At 64.9% G+C, this 15638-nt stretch carries 12 protein-coding genes and 1 tRNA gene; 12 read left to right on the forward strand and 1 reads right to left on the reverse strand.

Annotated elements, in window-relative coordinates:
• The first annotated feature begins 329 nt into the window (after positions 1-329).
• From IEX32_RS02625 to IEX32_RS02640, 4 genes are all read left to right on the forward strand, one after another.
• The gene (locus IEX32_RS02625; protein WP_188768083.1) at positions 330-2381 is read left to right on the forward strand and encodes a TonB-dependent receptor; all 2052 of its coding nucleotides are present in this window, start codon (positions 330-332) and stop codon (positions 2379-2381) included.
• Position 2382: 1 nt separating this feature from the next.
• Positions 2383-3657 carry a PepSY-associated TM helix domain-containing protein gene (locus IEX32_RS02630; protein WP_188768085.1) on the forward strand — a complete coding sequence of 425 codons (1275 nt, stop codon included), beginning with the start codon at positions 2383-2385 and terminating at the stop codon, positions 3655-3657.
• Positions 3658-3731: 74 nt separating this feature from the next.
• The gene (locus IEX32_RS02635; protein ID WP_188768087.1) at positions 3732-5852 is read left to right on the forward strand and encodes a TonB-dependent siderophore receptor; all 2121 of its coding nucleotides are present in this window, start codon (positions 3732-3734) and stop codon (positions 5850-5852) included.
• Positions 5852-7081 (forward strand): PepSY-associated TM helix domain-containing protein, encoded by a 1230-nt coding sequence (locus IEX32_RS02640; RefSeq protein ID WP_188768090.1) that lies wholly within the window; start codon positions 5852-5854, stop codon positions 7079-7081. Before IEX32_RS02635 ends, IEX32_RS02640 begins: the two co-directional genes overlap by 1 nt.
• Positions 7082-7312: 231 nt before the next feature.
• Here the strand turns inward: IEX32_RS02640 and IEX32_RS02645 are convergent.
• Positions 7313-7387, reverse strand: a tRNA-Thr gene (locus IEX32_RS02645).
• 124 nt (positions 7388-7511) lie between these two features.
• Here IEX32_RS02645 and IEX32_RS02650 point away from each other — a divergent pair.
• The 8 genes from IEX32_RS02650 to lspA all read left to right on the forward strand — a co-directional run bounded on the left by IEX32_RS02650 (position 7512) and on the right by lspA (position 15634).
• Positions 7512-7667: a hypothetical protein gene (locus IEX32_RS02650; RefSeq protein ID WP_188768215.1), complete on the forward strand. Its 156-nt coding sequence runs from the start codon at positions 7512-7514 to the stop codon at positions 7665-7667.
• 70 nt (positions 7668-7737) lie between these two features.
• Positions 7738-8424 carry a 2,3-diphosphoglycerate-dependent phosphoglycerate mutase gene (gene gpmA / locus IEX32_RS02655; RefSeq protein ID WP_188768091.1) on the forward strand — a complete coding sequence of 229 codons (687 nt, stop codon included), beginning with the start codon at positions 7738-7740 and terminating at the stop codon, positions 8422-8424.
• Between the two features lies 1 nt (position 8425).
• Positions 8426-8926: a 5-(carboxyamino)imidazole ribonucleotide mutase gene (purE, locus tag IEX32_RS02660; protein WP_188768092.1), complete on the forward strand. Its 501-nt coding sequence runs from the start codon at positions 8426-8428 to the stop codon at positions 8924-8926.
• 13 nt (positions 8927-8939) lie between these two features.
• Positions 8940-9998, forward strand: coding sequence for a 5-(carboxyamino)imidazole ribonucleotide synthase (locus tag IEX32_RS02665; protein ID WP_188768093.1), 1059 nt, complete (start codon positions 8940-8942; stop codon positions 9996-9998).
• Between the two features lie 142 nt (positions 9999-10140).
• A complete protein-coding gene (locus tag IEX32_RS02670; protein ID WP_188768094.1) occupies positions 10141-10662 on the forward strand; it encodes a dihydrofolate reductase in 522 nt (173 codons plus the stop codon).
• 100 nt (positions 10663-10762) lie between these two features.
• Positions 10763-11692, forward strand: coding sequence for a bifunctional riboflavin kinase/FAD synthetase (locus IEX32_RS02675; protein ID WP_188768095.1), 930 nt, complete (start codon positions 10763-10765; stop codon positions 11690-11692).
• A gap of 202 nt (positions 11693-11894) precedes the next feature.
• Positions 11895-15119, forward strand: a complete 3225-nt coding sequence (locus IEX32_RS20565; RefSeq protein WP_229735821.1) for an isoleucine--tRNA ligase — start codon at positions 11895-11897, stop codon at positions 15117-15119.
• Positions 15116-15634: a signal peptidase II gene (gene lspA / locus IEX32_RS02690; RefSeq protein ID WP_229735823.1), complete on the forward strand. Its 519-nt coding sequence runs from the start codon at positions 15116-15118 to the stop codon at positions 15632-15634. Before IEX32_RS20565 ends, lspA begins: the two co-directional genes overlap by 4 nt.
• The last annotated feature ends 4 nt before the right edge of the window (positions 15635-15638 follow it).

Raw genomic sequence — 15638 nt, forward strand, 5'->3', positions numbered from 1 at the left:
TGAGTCGGTGACCTAGCCGCGCCGAGAAGGCGACCTTGTATTGAGCCTGCGTCGTGTATGCGTCGATCTGCTTCTTGGGCCGCCCCGTGGCTGCACGCCCAGAATGATGGCTTCAACGATGCGCGGAATAAGCCAGCTGACCCTGAAAAGCCTTACCATCTGCTTTGCAGCGACCAAGGATCATGGACAGCTGATTGATCGTGAGTTCTCTGCGACCCCCTCTAATGCGAATAACTTGCATTAGCTACGATCAGAGCCTAGTGGGCCGGTGAATCGAACAGGGGGAACATATGAGATTTTGCCGTTCAGCGTCTTTGATTGCCTTGTCCGTGGCTGCGCCGATCGCGGGAGCCCAGGCAGCCGAATCTTCGGACCGCGATGAGATCATCGTCACCGCCACGCGCAGCGGTACGGCCCTTGTCGATCTCGCCACCTCGGTGTCGGTGGTCGGCGAGGAGGAGTTGTCCCAGCAGCTCGATTTCAACACAAACGTCATGCGCGCGCTGGAGTTCGCGATCCCCGGCCTCGCGCCGCAGCGCGAATCCCGCAGCAATTGTTCTCCCAATATCCGCGGCCGTCAGACGTCGATCCAGGTCAACGGTATTCCGGTCAACGAGAACATCCGGCAGAGCACCTGCGACCAGATGTACCAGCTCAGCCCATTCGCGATCGAGCGGGTCGAAGTGCTGCGCGGCGGTACGGCGCTCTACGGCGCGGGCTCTCCGGGCGGCGTCATCAATTTCATCACCCGTCGCGCCAAGGGCCGCCAGCTTGAGGTCGATGTGGTGGCGCAGACCAGCTTCAACACCTCAAAGCTCGATGACACGTTCACGACCGATCTCTACGGCGGCGTGGGGCAGAAGCTCGACGGCTGGGACTATTATGTAGGCGCCGCCTATACCGATGGCGGCGTGGAGCGCACGCCCAATGGCGGACTTGTACCCGGGCGCGAATATGAAAGTGTGGCATTCAATGGCTCGCTGGGCGTCGATCTGGCAGGTGGCGAACTGCGCGTGACGGGCACCTGGTATCGCGAGGACAAGGGGCAACAGTATTCTGCCGACGGCACTCAGGACATCGGCAATTTCGCACCCGTCATCCCGGTCGACAGCCATCCGCAGCTCGACGAGGGCGTGATGCGCTCGACCACGGTCGCCTTGTTCTACGATCATCCCGATGTGCTGGGCCACAGCCTGTCCGTCAGCGGCTATTATCAGGACCAACTCTATCGGCAGCGCGACAACTTCTTCGATCTCACCTTCGGCAACGACTTCTTCGCGTCCGATTCCTATCATGACCGCTTCGGCTTCCGTTCTACGCTGGTCAAGAAGGCGAACCTCGGCGCGGTCGAATTCGTCGGCAGCTACGGCTTCGACTACACCTACAACAGCTATTATCGCCCCGCTATCGATCCGGCAGCGGGCGACGCGATCTTCGGTTATGTCTCGCCAGAGGTGATCTTCAACACCTATGCATTGTTCGGGCAGATCGAACTCGACTTCGGTCGTTTGCGCCTGGTCGGCGGCGCAAGACAGGAATGGTATCGCGGCGAGATCGGAGACCGCGACTTCGACCCGGCAATTCCCGGTTCCGCGACGCCGGGCGATTTGGGCAAGAGCGATCTTGCGCTCTATAATCTGGGGGCGGTGTTCGATGTGACCGATGCCGTCCAGCTCTATGGCGGCTTCAGCCAGGGCGCGGAAATCGCGCAGCTCGGGCGCGCGGCCCGCGGTCAATCCGATCCGTCGCTCATTACTCCAGAACCGGCCACCTCCGACCAGTTCGAGCTTGGCATTCGCGGCCGAACGGGAGGGCTGCGCTTCGAGGTCGCAGGCTTCCGGTCGACTTCGGACCGGGCGTCGCTGCTACAGGAGGACCAGAGCTGTGCCGGCGAAACGCTCTGTCCCCTCGTTCCGCTGCGGGCGCGCCAGCGCTTCTGGGGCTTCGAGGGCAGCGCCGACTGGCAGGTCAGCAATCAGCTCGACCTTGCCGCCGTCGTTACCTGGCAGCGCGGCAAGATCTTCGACGAGGGTCTGGGACGCTTCATTGAATACAGCACCGACACCGTCGCGCCGTTCAGGCTCACCGGGTCGGCGAGCTATCGCCCGATTGAGCCGCTGAGCCTGTCGCTGCAGGGTACCTATTATGGTGCGGCGGATTATTATACCGCCGCCGAGCAAGCGGCCGGTTTCGTCAATACGGAGTCTACGTTCCTGATGGATGCGAGCATTCGTTACCAGCTGGGCAAGGGCGAGCTGTTCGTCGCCGCATCCAACCTGTTGGACGAGAAATATGTGAGCGTTGCTGACCAAGGTGTGGGCTTCTTCTACTATCAGGCGGAAGGCCGCCGGGTGACGGTCGGCTATAAGGCTCGGTTCTGATTTGGGGCTGCGGCGGCGGACATTTTTTGCCTGGCATAGCTGGATAGGGCTGACCGCCGGCCTGTTGCTCTTCGTCATCTGCTGGTCGGGCACCGTGGCCGTGTTCAGCCACGAGCTCGACTGGCTAGCGGACGAGCGCCTGCGCGCGCCGCCGGCCCGGCAGGTGGCGTGGCAGACGATCGAGGAGAAGGTGGAGGCGGCAAAGCCCGGATGGCATATCCTTGCCATCAGCGCGCCGCTCCATCCCGGTTTCGCGGCCGAAGTGTGGATTGCCGATCCGGATGACATCTGGCACCGGGTATGGACCGATCCTGCTTCCGGCGAGGTGCTGGGCACGACCAGCTATTTCAATGTCCAGCGCTTCTTTCGAAGTTTCCATATGTCGCTGTTCATCGACGGGTGGCGGATCTGGGGCATACCTTTTGGCTATTGGCTGGTCGGACTTGCCGCCTTCGTGCTGGCGACCTCGTTCGTCACGAGCCTGATCTTCTACCGGCGCTTCTGGCGCGGTTTCTTCAAACTCGAGCGGCGCAAGGGCGCGAAGGTCTTCTGGAGCGACCTGCACAAGCTCACTGGGCTTTGGAGCCTCTGGTTCGTCGCCCTCATCGCTGCGACGGGCATCTGGTATCTCGTGGAATGGAAAGTCACGTCCGAAGCGCCAGCGCCTGACCCGCCGGCAGCCGAGGGCAGCGTATCTCAGACACTCCCCGTGGAAATGCTGGTTGCTCGGGCGCGGCAAGCCTATCCGGCCCTGGACATCCGCACGGTCGTGCTTGACCAGATGAGCAGCGGCCTGTTCGAGGTGCAGGGCCAGGACGGTGCGTGGCTGGTCCGCGATCGGGGCGTCCGCGTGTGGCTCGATGCGCGCGATGGTAGCACCATCGGCATCCGCCGCGCCGCTGAAATGCGCCCGCTCCATCGCTGGATCGACACGGCCGATCCATTGCATTTCGGGAACTTCGGAGGATTGTGGAGCAAGGCCGTCTGGTTCCTCTTCGGCCTCGGCCTTTCCGGGCTATGCCTCACGGGGGCATACCTCCAGGCGAAGCGGCAGCAGAGGCATGGCATGGCGGAACGCCGTGGTCCCGTGTTGGCGGCCTACGCCGCTACCACGTGTGCCCTGGGTGCATCCGTCCCCTTCGCGCATGAAGAAATGCTGCGTTGGGGGCTGGAGGGAGAGCTGCCGACGATCCCGCTGGGTGTCACCGTCGTCGTCGGCTCGTGGCTTTTTGCGACCCTCCTTGCCCTCACCCTGTGGGTGCGGGCTGTGCGCTAGAATGTCGTTTTCTCCATGCGAACTCTTGCTAATGCGACTAATTATTATTAATGGCGACCCCAACAGGGGGTTACATGAACAGAATCATCCGCATTTGCCACATCTCCACCGCATTGGGTTTGTTGACCGCGCCATATGCCGTGAGGGCTGCAGAGGCTGACGAAGCCGCGTCGGAGATCATCGTCACCGGCCGGGCCGAGGCGCTCTACCGGGTGGAATCGACATCGGTGGCGCGCGGCGCGAGCGACCCGCGCGACATTCCGCAGTCGGTGACGGTCATCAACGAATCGCTGATCGACGATCAGGGCGCGCGCGACGCGACCGATCTCTATCGCAATATCGCCGGGGTCACGACCTTCAGCTATTCGGGCGTCACATTCCGTGGCTTCAGGCAGGACCGGGTCTTCTACGACAATCTGCGCGGCGATCCCTTCATCGCCTTCTCGGTGCCCAGGCTGTTCAACATCCAGCGCGTCGAGGTGCTGAAAGGCCCTTCAGGGATGCTCTATGGCCCCGGCGAGCCGGGTGGCCTCATCAACTATGTCACCAAGACGCCGACCGAGGAGCTGGCGGCGCAGGCCAACCTGACGCTCGGCAATTATGAACGCTACGGCGCATCGGGCGAGATTTCCGGGCCGATCACGGGCAATGGCGCGCTGCTGGGGCGGGCGGGGGCCTATTATGAGCAGATGGACCCGTTCCGGAACAACACGCGCGAGAAATCCCTGATCCTCGATGGCGGCCTGAAAGCGAAGCTGGGCGAGGACGCGCGGATCATCGGTCAGGTGACGCATTATGACCAGAAGAACCGTGCGGCGCGGCTGCGCGGCGTTCCCACCGACGATGACGGCAATTTCCTCGCCAGCCGAAGCTGGAACACCAACGAGAAGAGTGATTTCCTCAACCTGCGCGCGACCGTCTATCAGGCGCGCCTGCAGGCCGAACCGGCCGATGGTATCGCGGTCGAGTTGGCGACCCGCTATTTCGACGCGCGCGAGCGGCAGCAATATCATGAGGCGCGCGGCCTGGTCGACACCGATGCCGACGGTATCGTGGACGCCTCGCGGCGCGAACTGCGCGATCAGGAACGCATCACCAAGGGGCTGACCTTTTCCGGCAATGCGACCATCGACCAGCCCATCGCCGGCCTCGACAATCGCGTGCTGATCGGCGCCGACTGGTATCGTGAAGATGCCGAATTCTGGGGCCGCACGGTGACCCATCCGAATATTCCGCTGCTCAGTCTTTCCAATCCGGTCTATGGCCTGTCCGGCGCCTCCTTCTACGATCTGGAAGCAATCGCCAAGCGCCCGACCGAGACGCGCAGCACGCGCTACGGCTTCTACCTCCAGGACCAACTGAGCCTGTCGGACCAGTGGATCGTCGTCGGCGGTGCGCGCTACGACCGCTACAAGGATACCGACCTGCTTGGCGGGACGGAATATGAGGACGGCGACTGGACCTTCCGGGGCGGCCTGATCTTCAAGCCGCGTTCCGACACCTCGCTTTACGCAAGCTGGTCGCAGGGCTTCGAGCCCCAATCCGTGGACTCGCAGAACCCGCTCGCCGGAGGACCGTTCGTGCCGATCACCGGTGAGCAGATCGAAGCCGGCGTCAAGCTGGCGCTCCTGGGTGGCAAACTTCAAGCGAATGCTGCCGTCTATCAGATCAAGCGCCGCAATATGCTGCAGGCCGATCCGAACGGTGACAGCTCCGATGGCTTCGATGACCTTGCGCCCATCGGTGAAGTGACCAGCAAGGGCTTCGAGATCGAGATTGCAGCCGACTTGACGCCTGACTGGGTGCTCACCGCCAACTACGCCTATAACGACGCGCGTATTACCGCGACCGTGCCCGGTCAGTCGCTGACCAATGCGGTTGGCGACCGTTTCGCCAATGCGCCGAAGCATCAGGCGGGCCTGTGGACCCGCTATCAGTTCCGCCCGACCGGAACGGCAGTGGCGCTGGGCGGCGAATATATCGGCGAGCGCGTCAGCATTTCAGGGCAGACGGTCAAGCCCTACGCCATTTTCGACGCCTCGGTGATCCAGCAGATCACGCCGCACCTCAGCGTCCTGCTGCGTGTCGATAACATCTTCGACAAGACCTATGCCGCATCCGGCTTCATTGACCGTACGGGTCATTTCCCCGGCGAGCCGCGCACCGTCTTTGCCGAGTTGCGCTGGAAGCTGTAGTGGCATCGGTCGTCGCCACCGGAACGCAGGCGAAGCGCCAGGCCAAGCGTTCGCTCTGGTGGCGCGTCCACCAATGGGCGGGTCTGCAACTGAGCCTGCTCCTTGCCTTCATTTTGGCGACCGGAACGATCGCGACGCTCTCCCATGAGATCGACTGGCTGCTGACGCCCGCTATGAGGGTGGCGCCGCAGGAAGGGGCGCCGGCATCTTGGGGGGCACTTGCCGCATCGGCGCGCGCGGCGGCAGGTGACGCGCGGATCGAGCGGATCAGCGCGCCGCTCGATCCTTGGTTCGCTGCCGAAACCATTGCCCAGCGTCCGGACGGCCAGCGCTTTCGCATCCAGCTTCATCCCTGGACGGCAAAGGTTCAGGGATACTCGACCTGGTTCAATGCGCAGCGCCTTTTCCGGGAACTGCACCGGCACCTGATGCTACCACCAAAGTGGGGTATCCCCATCGTCACCGCGTTGTCCGTCCCGATGCTGGCGTCAGTGATAACGGCGCTGTTCGTCTACAAGAAGTGGTGGCGCGGCTTCTTCCGCTTGCCCCGCCGCAGGAAAGACCGGCGCAACGACGGCCGCCGCTTCACTGGCGACCTGCACCGTTTTGCCGGACTCTGGAGCCTATGGTTCGTGGCGCTGATCGGTGTCACCGGGCTATGGTATCTGACCGAATGGGGCGGCGGGCAGGCCCCAGTTCCACGCCCGCCAATCACCCTGCCGCAGGCGCAGGCCGACGGCCCGACGCTCGACCAGGCAGTGTCGCTCGCGCAGCGGCATTATCCGGAACTGCGCATCACCTCGATCTATTTCCCAGAGGGCAAGCCCGGCGGCCTCATCGTCATGGGCAACGCCGAAGCACTGCTGGTGCGCGAACGCGCCAATGCCGTGATGATCGATCCGAACAGTCAGGCTGTCGTCGAGGTCGTGCGCGGCGAGGAATTGTCGCTCCACCAGCGCATTTCCGAAGCGGCCGATCCGCTGCACTTCGGCAGTTGGGGCGGTCTGCCGACCCGAATCCTCTGGTTCCTGTGCGGCGCGGCGCTGACCGGCCTCGCGGTCACCGGCGTTCTAATCCACGCGCTTAGGCTTCGGCAGGAAGCCGCCGCTCGCGCCAGCACTGGCATCCTCTCCGCCATGTGGCGCGCCATGGGCTTTATGGCCTGGCCATCTCTTTTACTCCTTATCCTCGCCTTCTCCATCATCCCCACCAAGTTCACCGGAGAATGACGCCGACTGCGGATATCCCTGCGCAAATGCAGACGTGAGCCCCTACGCGGTGTGATTGCCCTTGCCGTCGCGTCTAGCGATAGCGTCTCGAGCACCTTGCGGGAGACCGTCGAACATTTCTGCTATGCGCTTAGGTTGAGAGATCATCGAAAGCTCTCTACCCCCGCCTCTATACCCCGTTTGCGAGGCAGAAATCGGCGCCCCTCTAAGGGGTTGATTATATTGGGAGAATGGTGCTGCTGGGGAGGATTGAACTCCCGACCTCACCCTTACCAAGGGTGCGCTCTACCACTGAGCTACAGCAGCCCGCTGGTCCCGATAGTCCGGGACAGGGGCGCGCTATTGTCTTCGCGGGGGCCGATTGTCAAGCGCTGCCTTGCGCTTTCGGGGCCACGGCGGCATTGCGCTTGCCATGGGAAACGACGCGAGCATGACGCGCGAGGAACGGCTGGCCGCCAAGCTGCGCGAGAACCTGCGGCGGCGCAAGGCGCAGGCGCGGGCGCTGGGCGCCGGCGCTTCCGGTACACAGGACGACGCGCAGGAAAACGAATCGGGCAGGCTTTCCAAATCGCCCCCGGAAAGCTAGGGGCTGCGGCCTGAACAACCGAAGGGTGCCTCCCCGGCCAAAAAGCGCCGCAAGATAAGGAATACACGCCTTGCCTCGCCTGATCCTCGTTCGCCACGGCCAGAGCCAATGGAATCTCGAGAACCGTTTCACCGGCTGGTGGGACGTGGGGCTGACCGAAAAAGGCGAGGCTGAGGCGCGCGCCGCCGGCGAACTGCTCAGGGAAAGGAACATCCTTCCCTCGATCGCCTTCACTTCGGTCCAGACCCGCGCGATCAAGACGCTGCACATCGCGCTCGAGGCCGCGGGCATCCTGTGGATCCCGGAAACCAAGGACTGGCGCCTCAACGAGCGCCACTATGGCGGCCTGACCGGCCTCGACAAGGCCGAGACCGCGGCGAAGCACGGCAAGGAGCAGGTCCACATCTGGCGCCGCAGCTTCGACACGCCGCCGCCGGTGCTGGAAAAGGGCAGCACGTTCGATCTCTCGTCCGATCCGCGCTATGCCGGCATCGACGTACCGCAGACCGAGAGCCTCAAGGACACCATCGCGCGCGCCCTGCCCTATTACCAGGGCTCGATCGTCCCGCACCTCAAGGCCGGCGCGACCGTCATAGTGTCCGCGCACGGCAATTCGCTGCGCGCGCTGGTCAAGCACCTCTCGGGCATCTCCGACGAGGAGATCACCGGGCTCGAGATTCCCACCGGCCAGCCGATCATCTACGAAATGGCCGACGACCTGACGGTGACCGACCGCTACTATCTCTCGGAGCGCTGAGATGAGCGAGGCACCGGCACCTGTCGCCCCGCCTGTCGCCATCGTCATGGGCAGCCAGTCCGACTGGCCGACCATGCAGCGAGCCGCCGCGATGCTCGACAAGCTGGGCGTCGCCTATGACGCGCGCATCGTTTCCGCCCACCGCACGCCCGACCGCCTCGTGGCCTTCGCCAAGGGCGCCGAGGCCGAGGGCTTCAAGGTGATCATCGCCGGGGCCGGCGGCGCCGCGCATCTGCCGGGCATGGTCGCGTCGATGACGCACCTGCCGGTGCTGGGCGTACCGGTGCAGTCGAAGGCGCTTTCGGGGCAGGACAGCCTGCTTTCTATCGTGCAGATGCCCGCCGGCATTCCGGTCGGCACGCTGGCGATCGGCGAGGCGGGCGCGGCCAATGCCGGGCTGCTTGCCGCCGCGATCCTCTCGACCGGCGATGCCGAGCTTGCCGAGCGCCTCAAGACCTTCCGGGCCGAGCAGAGCGCTTCGGTGGCGGAAAGGCCATCGTGACGCGGGTGCCGGCATGATCCCCCCCGGTGAAACCATCGGCATCCTCGGCGGCGGCCAGCTTGGCCGGATGATCGCGATGGCCGCGGCCCAGCTCGGCTACCGCTGCCACATCTACGCGCCCGAAGCCGATTCCATCGCCGCCGAGGTCAGCGCGGCGTTCACCCACGCGCAGTGGCACGACACCGAAGCGCTGGCCCGCTTCGCCGCCGACTGCGCGGTCGTGACCTATGAGTTCGAGAACGTTCCGGTGGCCCCGCTGTCGGCGATCGGCGACGTACCGCTGCATCCGCATCCGCGCGCGCTGGAAACCGCGCAGGACCGCCTGACCGAAAAGCACTTCGTCGTCTCGCTGGGCGGCAGGCCGGCCCCCTTCGCCCCCGTCGCGTCGGCGGCGGACCTTGCCGCCGCCATGGCCGGGATCGGCACGCCCGGCATCCTCAAGACCCGCCGCGAGGGCTACGACGGCAAGGGCCAGTGGCGGATCATGGAGCCCGGCGACGCGGACGGTCTGGACTTGCCCGAACAGCCGCTGATCTATGAGGGCTTCGTCACCTTCCTGGCAGAATTCTCCGTGATCCTGTGCCGGGGCGCGGACGGGGACATCCGCTATTTCGATTCGCCCGAGAATGTCCATGCCGGCGGCATCCTTTCCGTGAGCACGGTGCCCGCCGCTCCCGAGGTCGAGGCACAAGTCCCCGCCGCGCGCGAACTCGCCGCCAGGATCGCTGAGACGCTCGGCTACGTGGGCGTGCTGACGCTGGAATTCTTCGCGACCGGGGACGGTCCCGTGTTCAACGAAATGGCCCCGCGCGTCCACAATTCGGGGCACTGGACCATCGAGGGCGCGCTCACCAGCCAGTTCGAAAACCATGTGCGCGCCATCTGCGGCCTGCCGCTCGGCGACACGCGCCTGGCCGCGAAAGGGGTGGAGATGCGCAACCTGATCGGCGACGAGGCGCACGACTGGCCGGCGATCCTTTCCGATCCGGCCAATCACCTGCACCTCTACGGCAAGGCGGCGGCCCGCCCCGGGCGCAAGATGGGCCACGTCACCCGCCTGACGCTCGGATGAAAAGTCCTGCCCTCCCCCCGTCATCCCGGGCTTGCCCCGGGACCGGTGGCGGTGCTTGCGCGCGGCCCAGCCGCGAAGACCCGCCGAACGACCGCCACCGGTCCCGGGTCGAGCCCGGGATGACGGGGGGAAAGGGGCGCCGATGACGCAGGAGCTCGTCTTCATCTATGCGCGCGCCGCCAACGGCGTGATCGGCCGCGAGGGGCGCCTGCCCTGGCACCTGCCCGCCGACCTCAGGCGCTTCAAGGCGCTGACCATGGGCAAGCCGATGATCATGGGCCGCAAGACTTTCGAGAGCTTCCCGAGCCCCCTGCCCGGCCGGCGCCATATCGTGCTGACCCGCGACCGGGCATGGCGGGCCGTTGGGGCCGAAGTCGCCCATTCGGTGGACGAGGCACTGGCGCGCGCGGGCGAGGGCGAAGTCGCGGTGATCGGCGGCGCGGAGATCTACGCGCTGCTGCAAGACAGGGCGGCGCGGATCGAGCTGACCGAAATTCATGCCGACTACGAGGGCGACACCGTGATGCCCCCGCTCGGCCCCGAATGGCGCGAAACGGCGCGCGAAGAGCATCCCGCGGAAGGTGAGCGCCCCGCCCATGCTTTCGTGACGCTCTTGCGGCTTTCCCCCTCCCGCTTGCGGGAGGGGGCAGGGGAGGGCATGTGATGCGCACCATGTGCTCTGTCGTGACAATCCCTCCCCCAGCCCCTCCCGCCAGCGGGAGGGGAGAAGATGGGGCTTCCGTGCTGCGCTGGAAGCACAAACCATGATTCGCCTCGACAACCGCGACCCCTTCCCGGATTCCCTGCGCGGCGCGGTTATCGCGCTGGGTAATTTCGACGGTTTCCACCAGGGCCATCAGGCCGTGGTCGGCGAAGCCGTGTCGTGGGCGCGGGCCGAGGGGCGCCCCGCCGTCGTCGCCACGTTCGATCCGCATCCGATGCGCCACTTCAATCCGGACGTCGAACCCTTCCGGCTCACCACGCTCGACCAGCGGCAGGAACTGTTCGCGGCCGCGGGGGCGGACGCCATGCTGGTGTTCCACTTCGACGGCGCCATGGCGGGCATGACGGCGGAAAGCTGGATCAAGAGCACGCTGGCGGGACAGTTCGGCGCGGCGGGCGTCGTCACCGGCGAGGACTTCACGTTCGGCAAAGGGCGCGGCGGCAATCCGGCCGTGCTGCGCGATGTCGGCGGCGCGCTGGGCATTTCCGTGCGCGCGGTCGGCGCGGTCCACGACGAGATCGGCCCAATCAGCTCCAGCCGCATCCGCGAAGCGCTCAAGGCCGGCGACTGCGAGACCGCCGCGCGCCTGCTCACCCGCCCCTTCGCCATTCGCGGCACGGTGCTGCACGGCGACAAGCTGGGCCGCGAGATCGGCTTTCCCACCGCCAATCTCGAACTCGGCGCGTACCTGCGTCCGCGCTACGGCGTCTATGCGGTGACCGGCCGCCTGCCGGACGGCCGCATCATGCCCGGCGCGGCAAACCTCGGCATCCGGCCTCACTTCGATCCGCCCAAGGAACTGCTGGAACCGCACTTCTTCGACTTTTCCGGTGACCTCTACGGTCAGGAAATCGAAGTGGTCTTCCACCATTTCCTGCGGGGCGAGGCGAAGTTCGATTCGCTCGAAGCGCTGATCGCGCAGATCGCGGCGGACTGCGACAAGGCGCGGGAATTGCTGGCAGCGACTTGAAGCACTCGTCATCCCGGGCTTGCCCCGGGACCGGTGGCTGTGTTTACGCGCTGCCCCGCCGATAGGGCGTGCCGAACGACCGCCAGCGGTCCCGGCGTTCGCCGGGATGACGTTGCGTAACCTTCCTTACCTGCTCGTGCCGCCCGAACACGCAAGTCGCACTCTTCCAACGTTAAGCCATTTGCTCTAGTGCCCGCCGATCATGACCGAGCAGCGCGACTATAGAAGCACCGTCTTCCTGCCGAAGACCGAGTTCCCCATGAAAGCCGGGCTCCCCCAGAAGGAGCCGGGCATTCTCGCGCGCTGGCAGGCCGAAAAGATCTACGAGAAGACCCGCGACGCGCGCCGGGGCCGCGAGAAGTTCATCCTGCATGACGGCCCGCCCTACGCCAATGGCGACATGCACATCGGCCATGCGCTGAACCACATCCTCAAGGACATGGTGGTGCGAACCCAGACGCTGCTGGGCAGGGACGCGCCCTATGTGCCGGGCTGGGACTGCCACGGCCTGCCCATCGAGTGGAAGGTCGAGGAAGAGTACCGCAAGAAAAAGAAGAACAAGGACGAGGTTCCTCCGCAAGAATTCCGCGCCGAATGCCGCGCCTATGCCCGCCACTGGGTCGACGTGCAGCGCGAACAATTGAAGCGCCTGGGCATCGGCGGCGACTGGGACAATCCCTACCTGACGATGGACTTTGCAGCCGAGGCGACCATCGTTTCCGAGCTGATGAAGTTCGCCGAAACCGGCCAGCTCTATCGCGGCGCCAAGCCGGTGATGTGGAGCCCGGTCGAAAAGACCGCGCTGGCCGAGGCGGAAGTCGAGTACGAGGACATCGTCTCGACGCAGGTTGATGTGGCGTTCGAGATCATGGAATCCCCGATCCCGGAACTGGTCGGCGCTTATGCAGTGATCTGGACGACGACGCCTTGGACGATTCCGGTGAACCAGGCCTTGGCCTTTGGGCCGGAGGTTGAGTACGTCCTCGTCGAGACAGCGGTAGGCGTGCCGACCTCAAATCCTACCGAGAATCGCCTCCTTAAGGATTTCAAGTATCTCGTTGCAAAAGAGCTTTTGGAGGAATTTCACTCACGGATTCAATACGGCTGGCTTGCGCCGGGCAATGTCGAAATGACTATCAAAGGCTCCCAACTCGAAGGCACCGTCGCCCGCCATCCCATGCACCACCTCGGCGGGTTCTTCGCCGAGCCGCGGCCGTTCCTGCCCGGTCACTTCGTCACCACCGAGAGCGGCACCGGTCTCGTCCACATGGCGCCCGACCATGGCGAGGACGACTTCGACCTCTGCAAGGCGCACCACATCGCCCCGAAATTCGCGGTCGAGGCCGACGGCAAGTACCGCACCGACTGGCTCTGGCTGGGCGGCGAAGGTTCGGTCATCAACCCGAAATTCAACGCGCCCCATGGCCCGATCTGCTCGGACCTGCGCGAGGCGGCCAAGACGGGTGGCGGACTGCTGGCGGCTTCGGCCGACTACAAGCACTCCTACCCGCACTCGTGGCGCTCCAAGGCCAAGGTGATCTATCGCTGCACCCCGCAGTGGTTCGTGCCGATGGACAAGCCGCGCGATGGCGGCGCGGGCGCCGGGGCGGAAACGGTCTCGACGGTGCCGCTTTCTCAGGTTCCGCAGGATGCGGACCTCGAAGGCGCGCGCATCGTGGTCGCCGGTCCGGTGGGCGAGACCGTCGCCTACAACCGCAGCCTCGACTACCTCGTGCTCCAGGTGGGCGAGGAACAGCACGTGGTCTGCGAACCGCTGGCCTTCGATTACCTCGAAAGCATCGGCGCGAAATTCCAGATGGTCGCACTCATCAAGGGCGCCTTGCTGGAAGGCGCCAGCGCCGAAGCGGACGGCCGCGTGGTCGCGCTGGTCCATGACGTTGCCGTCACGCCCGATGCCGGCACCGGCTTCGCCTCTCCCGTCGCGCGCAATACCCTGCGCCAGACCGCGCTCAAGGCCATCGCCGACACGCGTTTCGTCCCCGACAAGGGCCGCAACCGCATCGGCGCCATGGTGGAGGGGCGGCCCGACTGGGTGCTCTCCCGCCAGCGCGCCTGGGGCGTGCCGATCACACTCTTCGTCCACCGCGAGACCGGCGAATACCTCGTCGATCCGCAAGTCAACGCCCGCATCGTCGCCGCCATTCGCGAGAAGGGCGTCGATGCCTGGTCGGACGAAGCCGCGCAGGACCTGCTCGGGCCGGACTACAAGGCCGGGGACTACGAACGCGTCGCCGACATTCTCGATGTCTGGTTCGATTCGGGCTCGACCCATGCCTTTGTGCTGGAATCGGGCAAGTGGCCCGACCTGCTGCGCCCGGAAGGCCACACCGGCCCGCTCGCTGACCTATACCTCGAAGGCTCCGACCAGCATCGCGGCTGGTTCCAGTCTTCACTGCTCGAAAGCTGCGCGACGCGCGGCCATGCGCCCTACAAGGCGGTGCTCACCCACGGCTTCACGATGGACGCCAAAGGCGAGAAGATGTCCAAGTCCAAGGGCAACACGGTCAGCCCGCTCAAGGTCATGGAAACCAACGGGGCGGACATCATCCGCCTCTGGGCGCTCTCGGTCGACTTCACCGAGGACCACCGCATCGGCGACGAGATCCTGAAAGGCGTCGCCGACCAGTACCGTAAGCTGCGTAACACCTTCCGCTACATGCTGGGCGCGCTGGAGGGGTACAGCGACACAGAGACGGTACAGAACGTCACCGAGATGCCCGAGCTGGAGCGCTACGTGCTGGCGCTGCTCGGCAAGCTCGACCAGACACTGAGGCAGGCGGTCGCCGACTACGATTTCAACGAATACGTCCGCTCGCTGATAGACTTCTGCAACGAAGACCTTTCGGCCTTCTACTTCGACATCCGCAAGGACTGCCTCTACTGCGACGCCCCTTCGGACCCGAAGCGCCGCGCCTATCGCACCGTCCTCGACACCCTGTTCCACGCGCTCATCCGCTACGCCGCGCCGGTGATCGTCTTCACCGCCGAGGAAGTCTGGGGCACGCGTTATCCCGAGGGCGGGAGCGTGCATCTGCTGGAGTGGCCGGAGGTGCCCGCGGTGGAAGCCGACATGGTGAAGTGGGCCGAACTGCGCACTCTTCGCGAGAAAGTCACCGAAGCCATCGAGCCGCTGCGCCGGGACAAGACGCTTGGCTCAAGCTTGCAGGCCAACGTCAGGATCTATGACCTCGAAGCGATCCTTGGCGGTTTCATCAACGACGATTTTCTCGCGGAGCTGTTCATCGTCTCGTCAGTCACTGCCGAGCAAAGCGAGGGCGTGAAGGTAACACGCACCACCCACCACAAATGCGGCCGCTGCTGGCGGCATCTGCCCGAAGTCTCCGAGGGCGGCGCGCTGTGCGGCCGCTGCGAGGGCGTCGTCGGCGCGGTGGAAACCTCTGCGTGAGCCCTACTCTGCGCAATCGTCTCATCGGGCTGCTGATCGCGGCGCTGGTCTTCCTCGTCGATCAGGGCTTCAAAGGCTGGGTCGTCAAGGACCTGAAGCTCCGCGAGGTCGGGCTGATCGAACTGCTGCCCTTCTTCGACTTGCGCTGGACGCAGAACTTCGGCGTCTCGCTGGGCCTGTTCACCGCCGGTTCGACCGAGGGCCGCTGGGCGCTGGTGGCAATGACGGCGGCCATCGCGCTGTTCGTGTTCATCTGGATGATGCGCGAACGCAAGATGGCCGACATCGCCGCCCTCTCCCTCGTCCTGGGCGGCGCGGCGGGAAACATCCGCGACCGCTATCTGTTCGGCTACGTCATCGACTATGCCGACCTGCATTTCGGGAATTTCCGCCCCTTCCTGATCTTCAATATCGCCGACGCCGCCATTACTATCGGCGTCCTGATTATCCTTGCCCGGTCGCTGTTTTCGCGCGAAAAGCCCGATTCAGCGGTCGAAACGGCCCCGGAGAGTTGATTTG

The organism is Novosphingobium endophyticum (genome assembly GCF_014640675.1).
Lineage (GTDB): Bacteria > Pseudomonadota > Alphaproteobacteria > Sphingomonadales > Sphingomonadaceae > Novosphingobium > Novosphingobium endophyticum.

Coding starts and splice junctions, on each gene's coding strand:
- IEX32_RS20565 (WP_229735821.1), top strand. CDS start 11,895: ATGACCGAGCAGCGCGACTATAGAAGCACCGTCTTCCTGCCGAAGACC.
- IEX32_RS02675 (WP_188768095.1), top strand. CDS start 10,763: ATGATTCGCCTCGACAACCGCGACCCCTTCCCGGATTCCCTGCGCGGC.
- IEX32_RS02650 (WP_188768215.1), top strand. CDS start 7,512: ATGACGCGCGAGGAACGGCTGGCCGCCAAGCTGCGCGAGAACCTGCGG.
- IEX32_RS02635 (WP_188768087.1), top strand. CDS start 3,732: ATGAACAGAATCATCCGCATTTGCCACATCTCCACCGCATTGGGTTTG.
- IEX32_RS02665 (WP_188768093.1), top strand. CDS start 8,940: ATGATCCCCCCCGGTGAAACCATCGGCATCCTCGGCGGCGGCCAGCTT.
- IEX32_RS02670 (WP_188768094.1), top strand. CDS start 10,141: ATGACGCAGGAGCTCGTCTTCATCTATGCGCGCGCCGCCAACGGCGTG.
- purE (WP_188768092.1), top strand. CDS start 8,426: ATGAGCGAGGCACCGGCACCTGTCGCCCCGCCTGTCGCCATCGTCATG.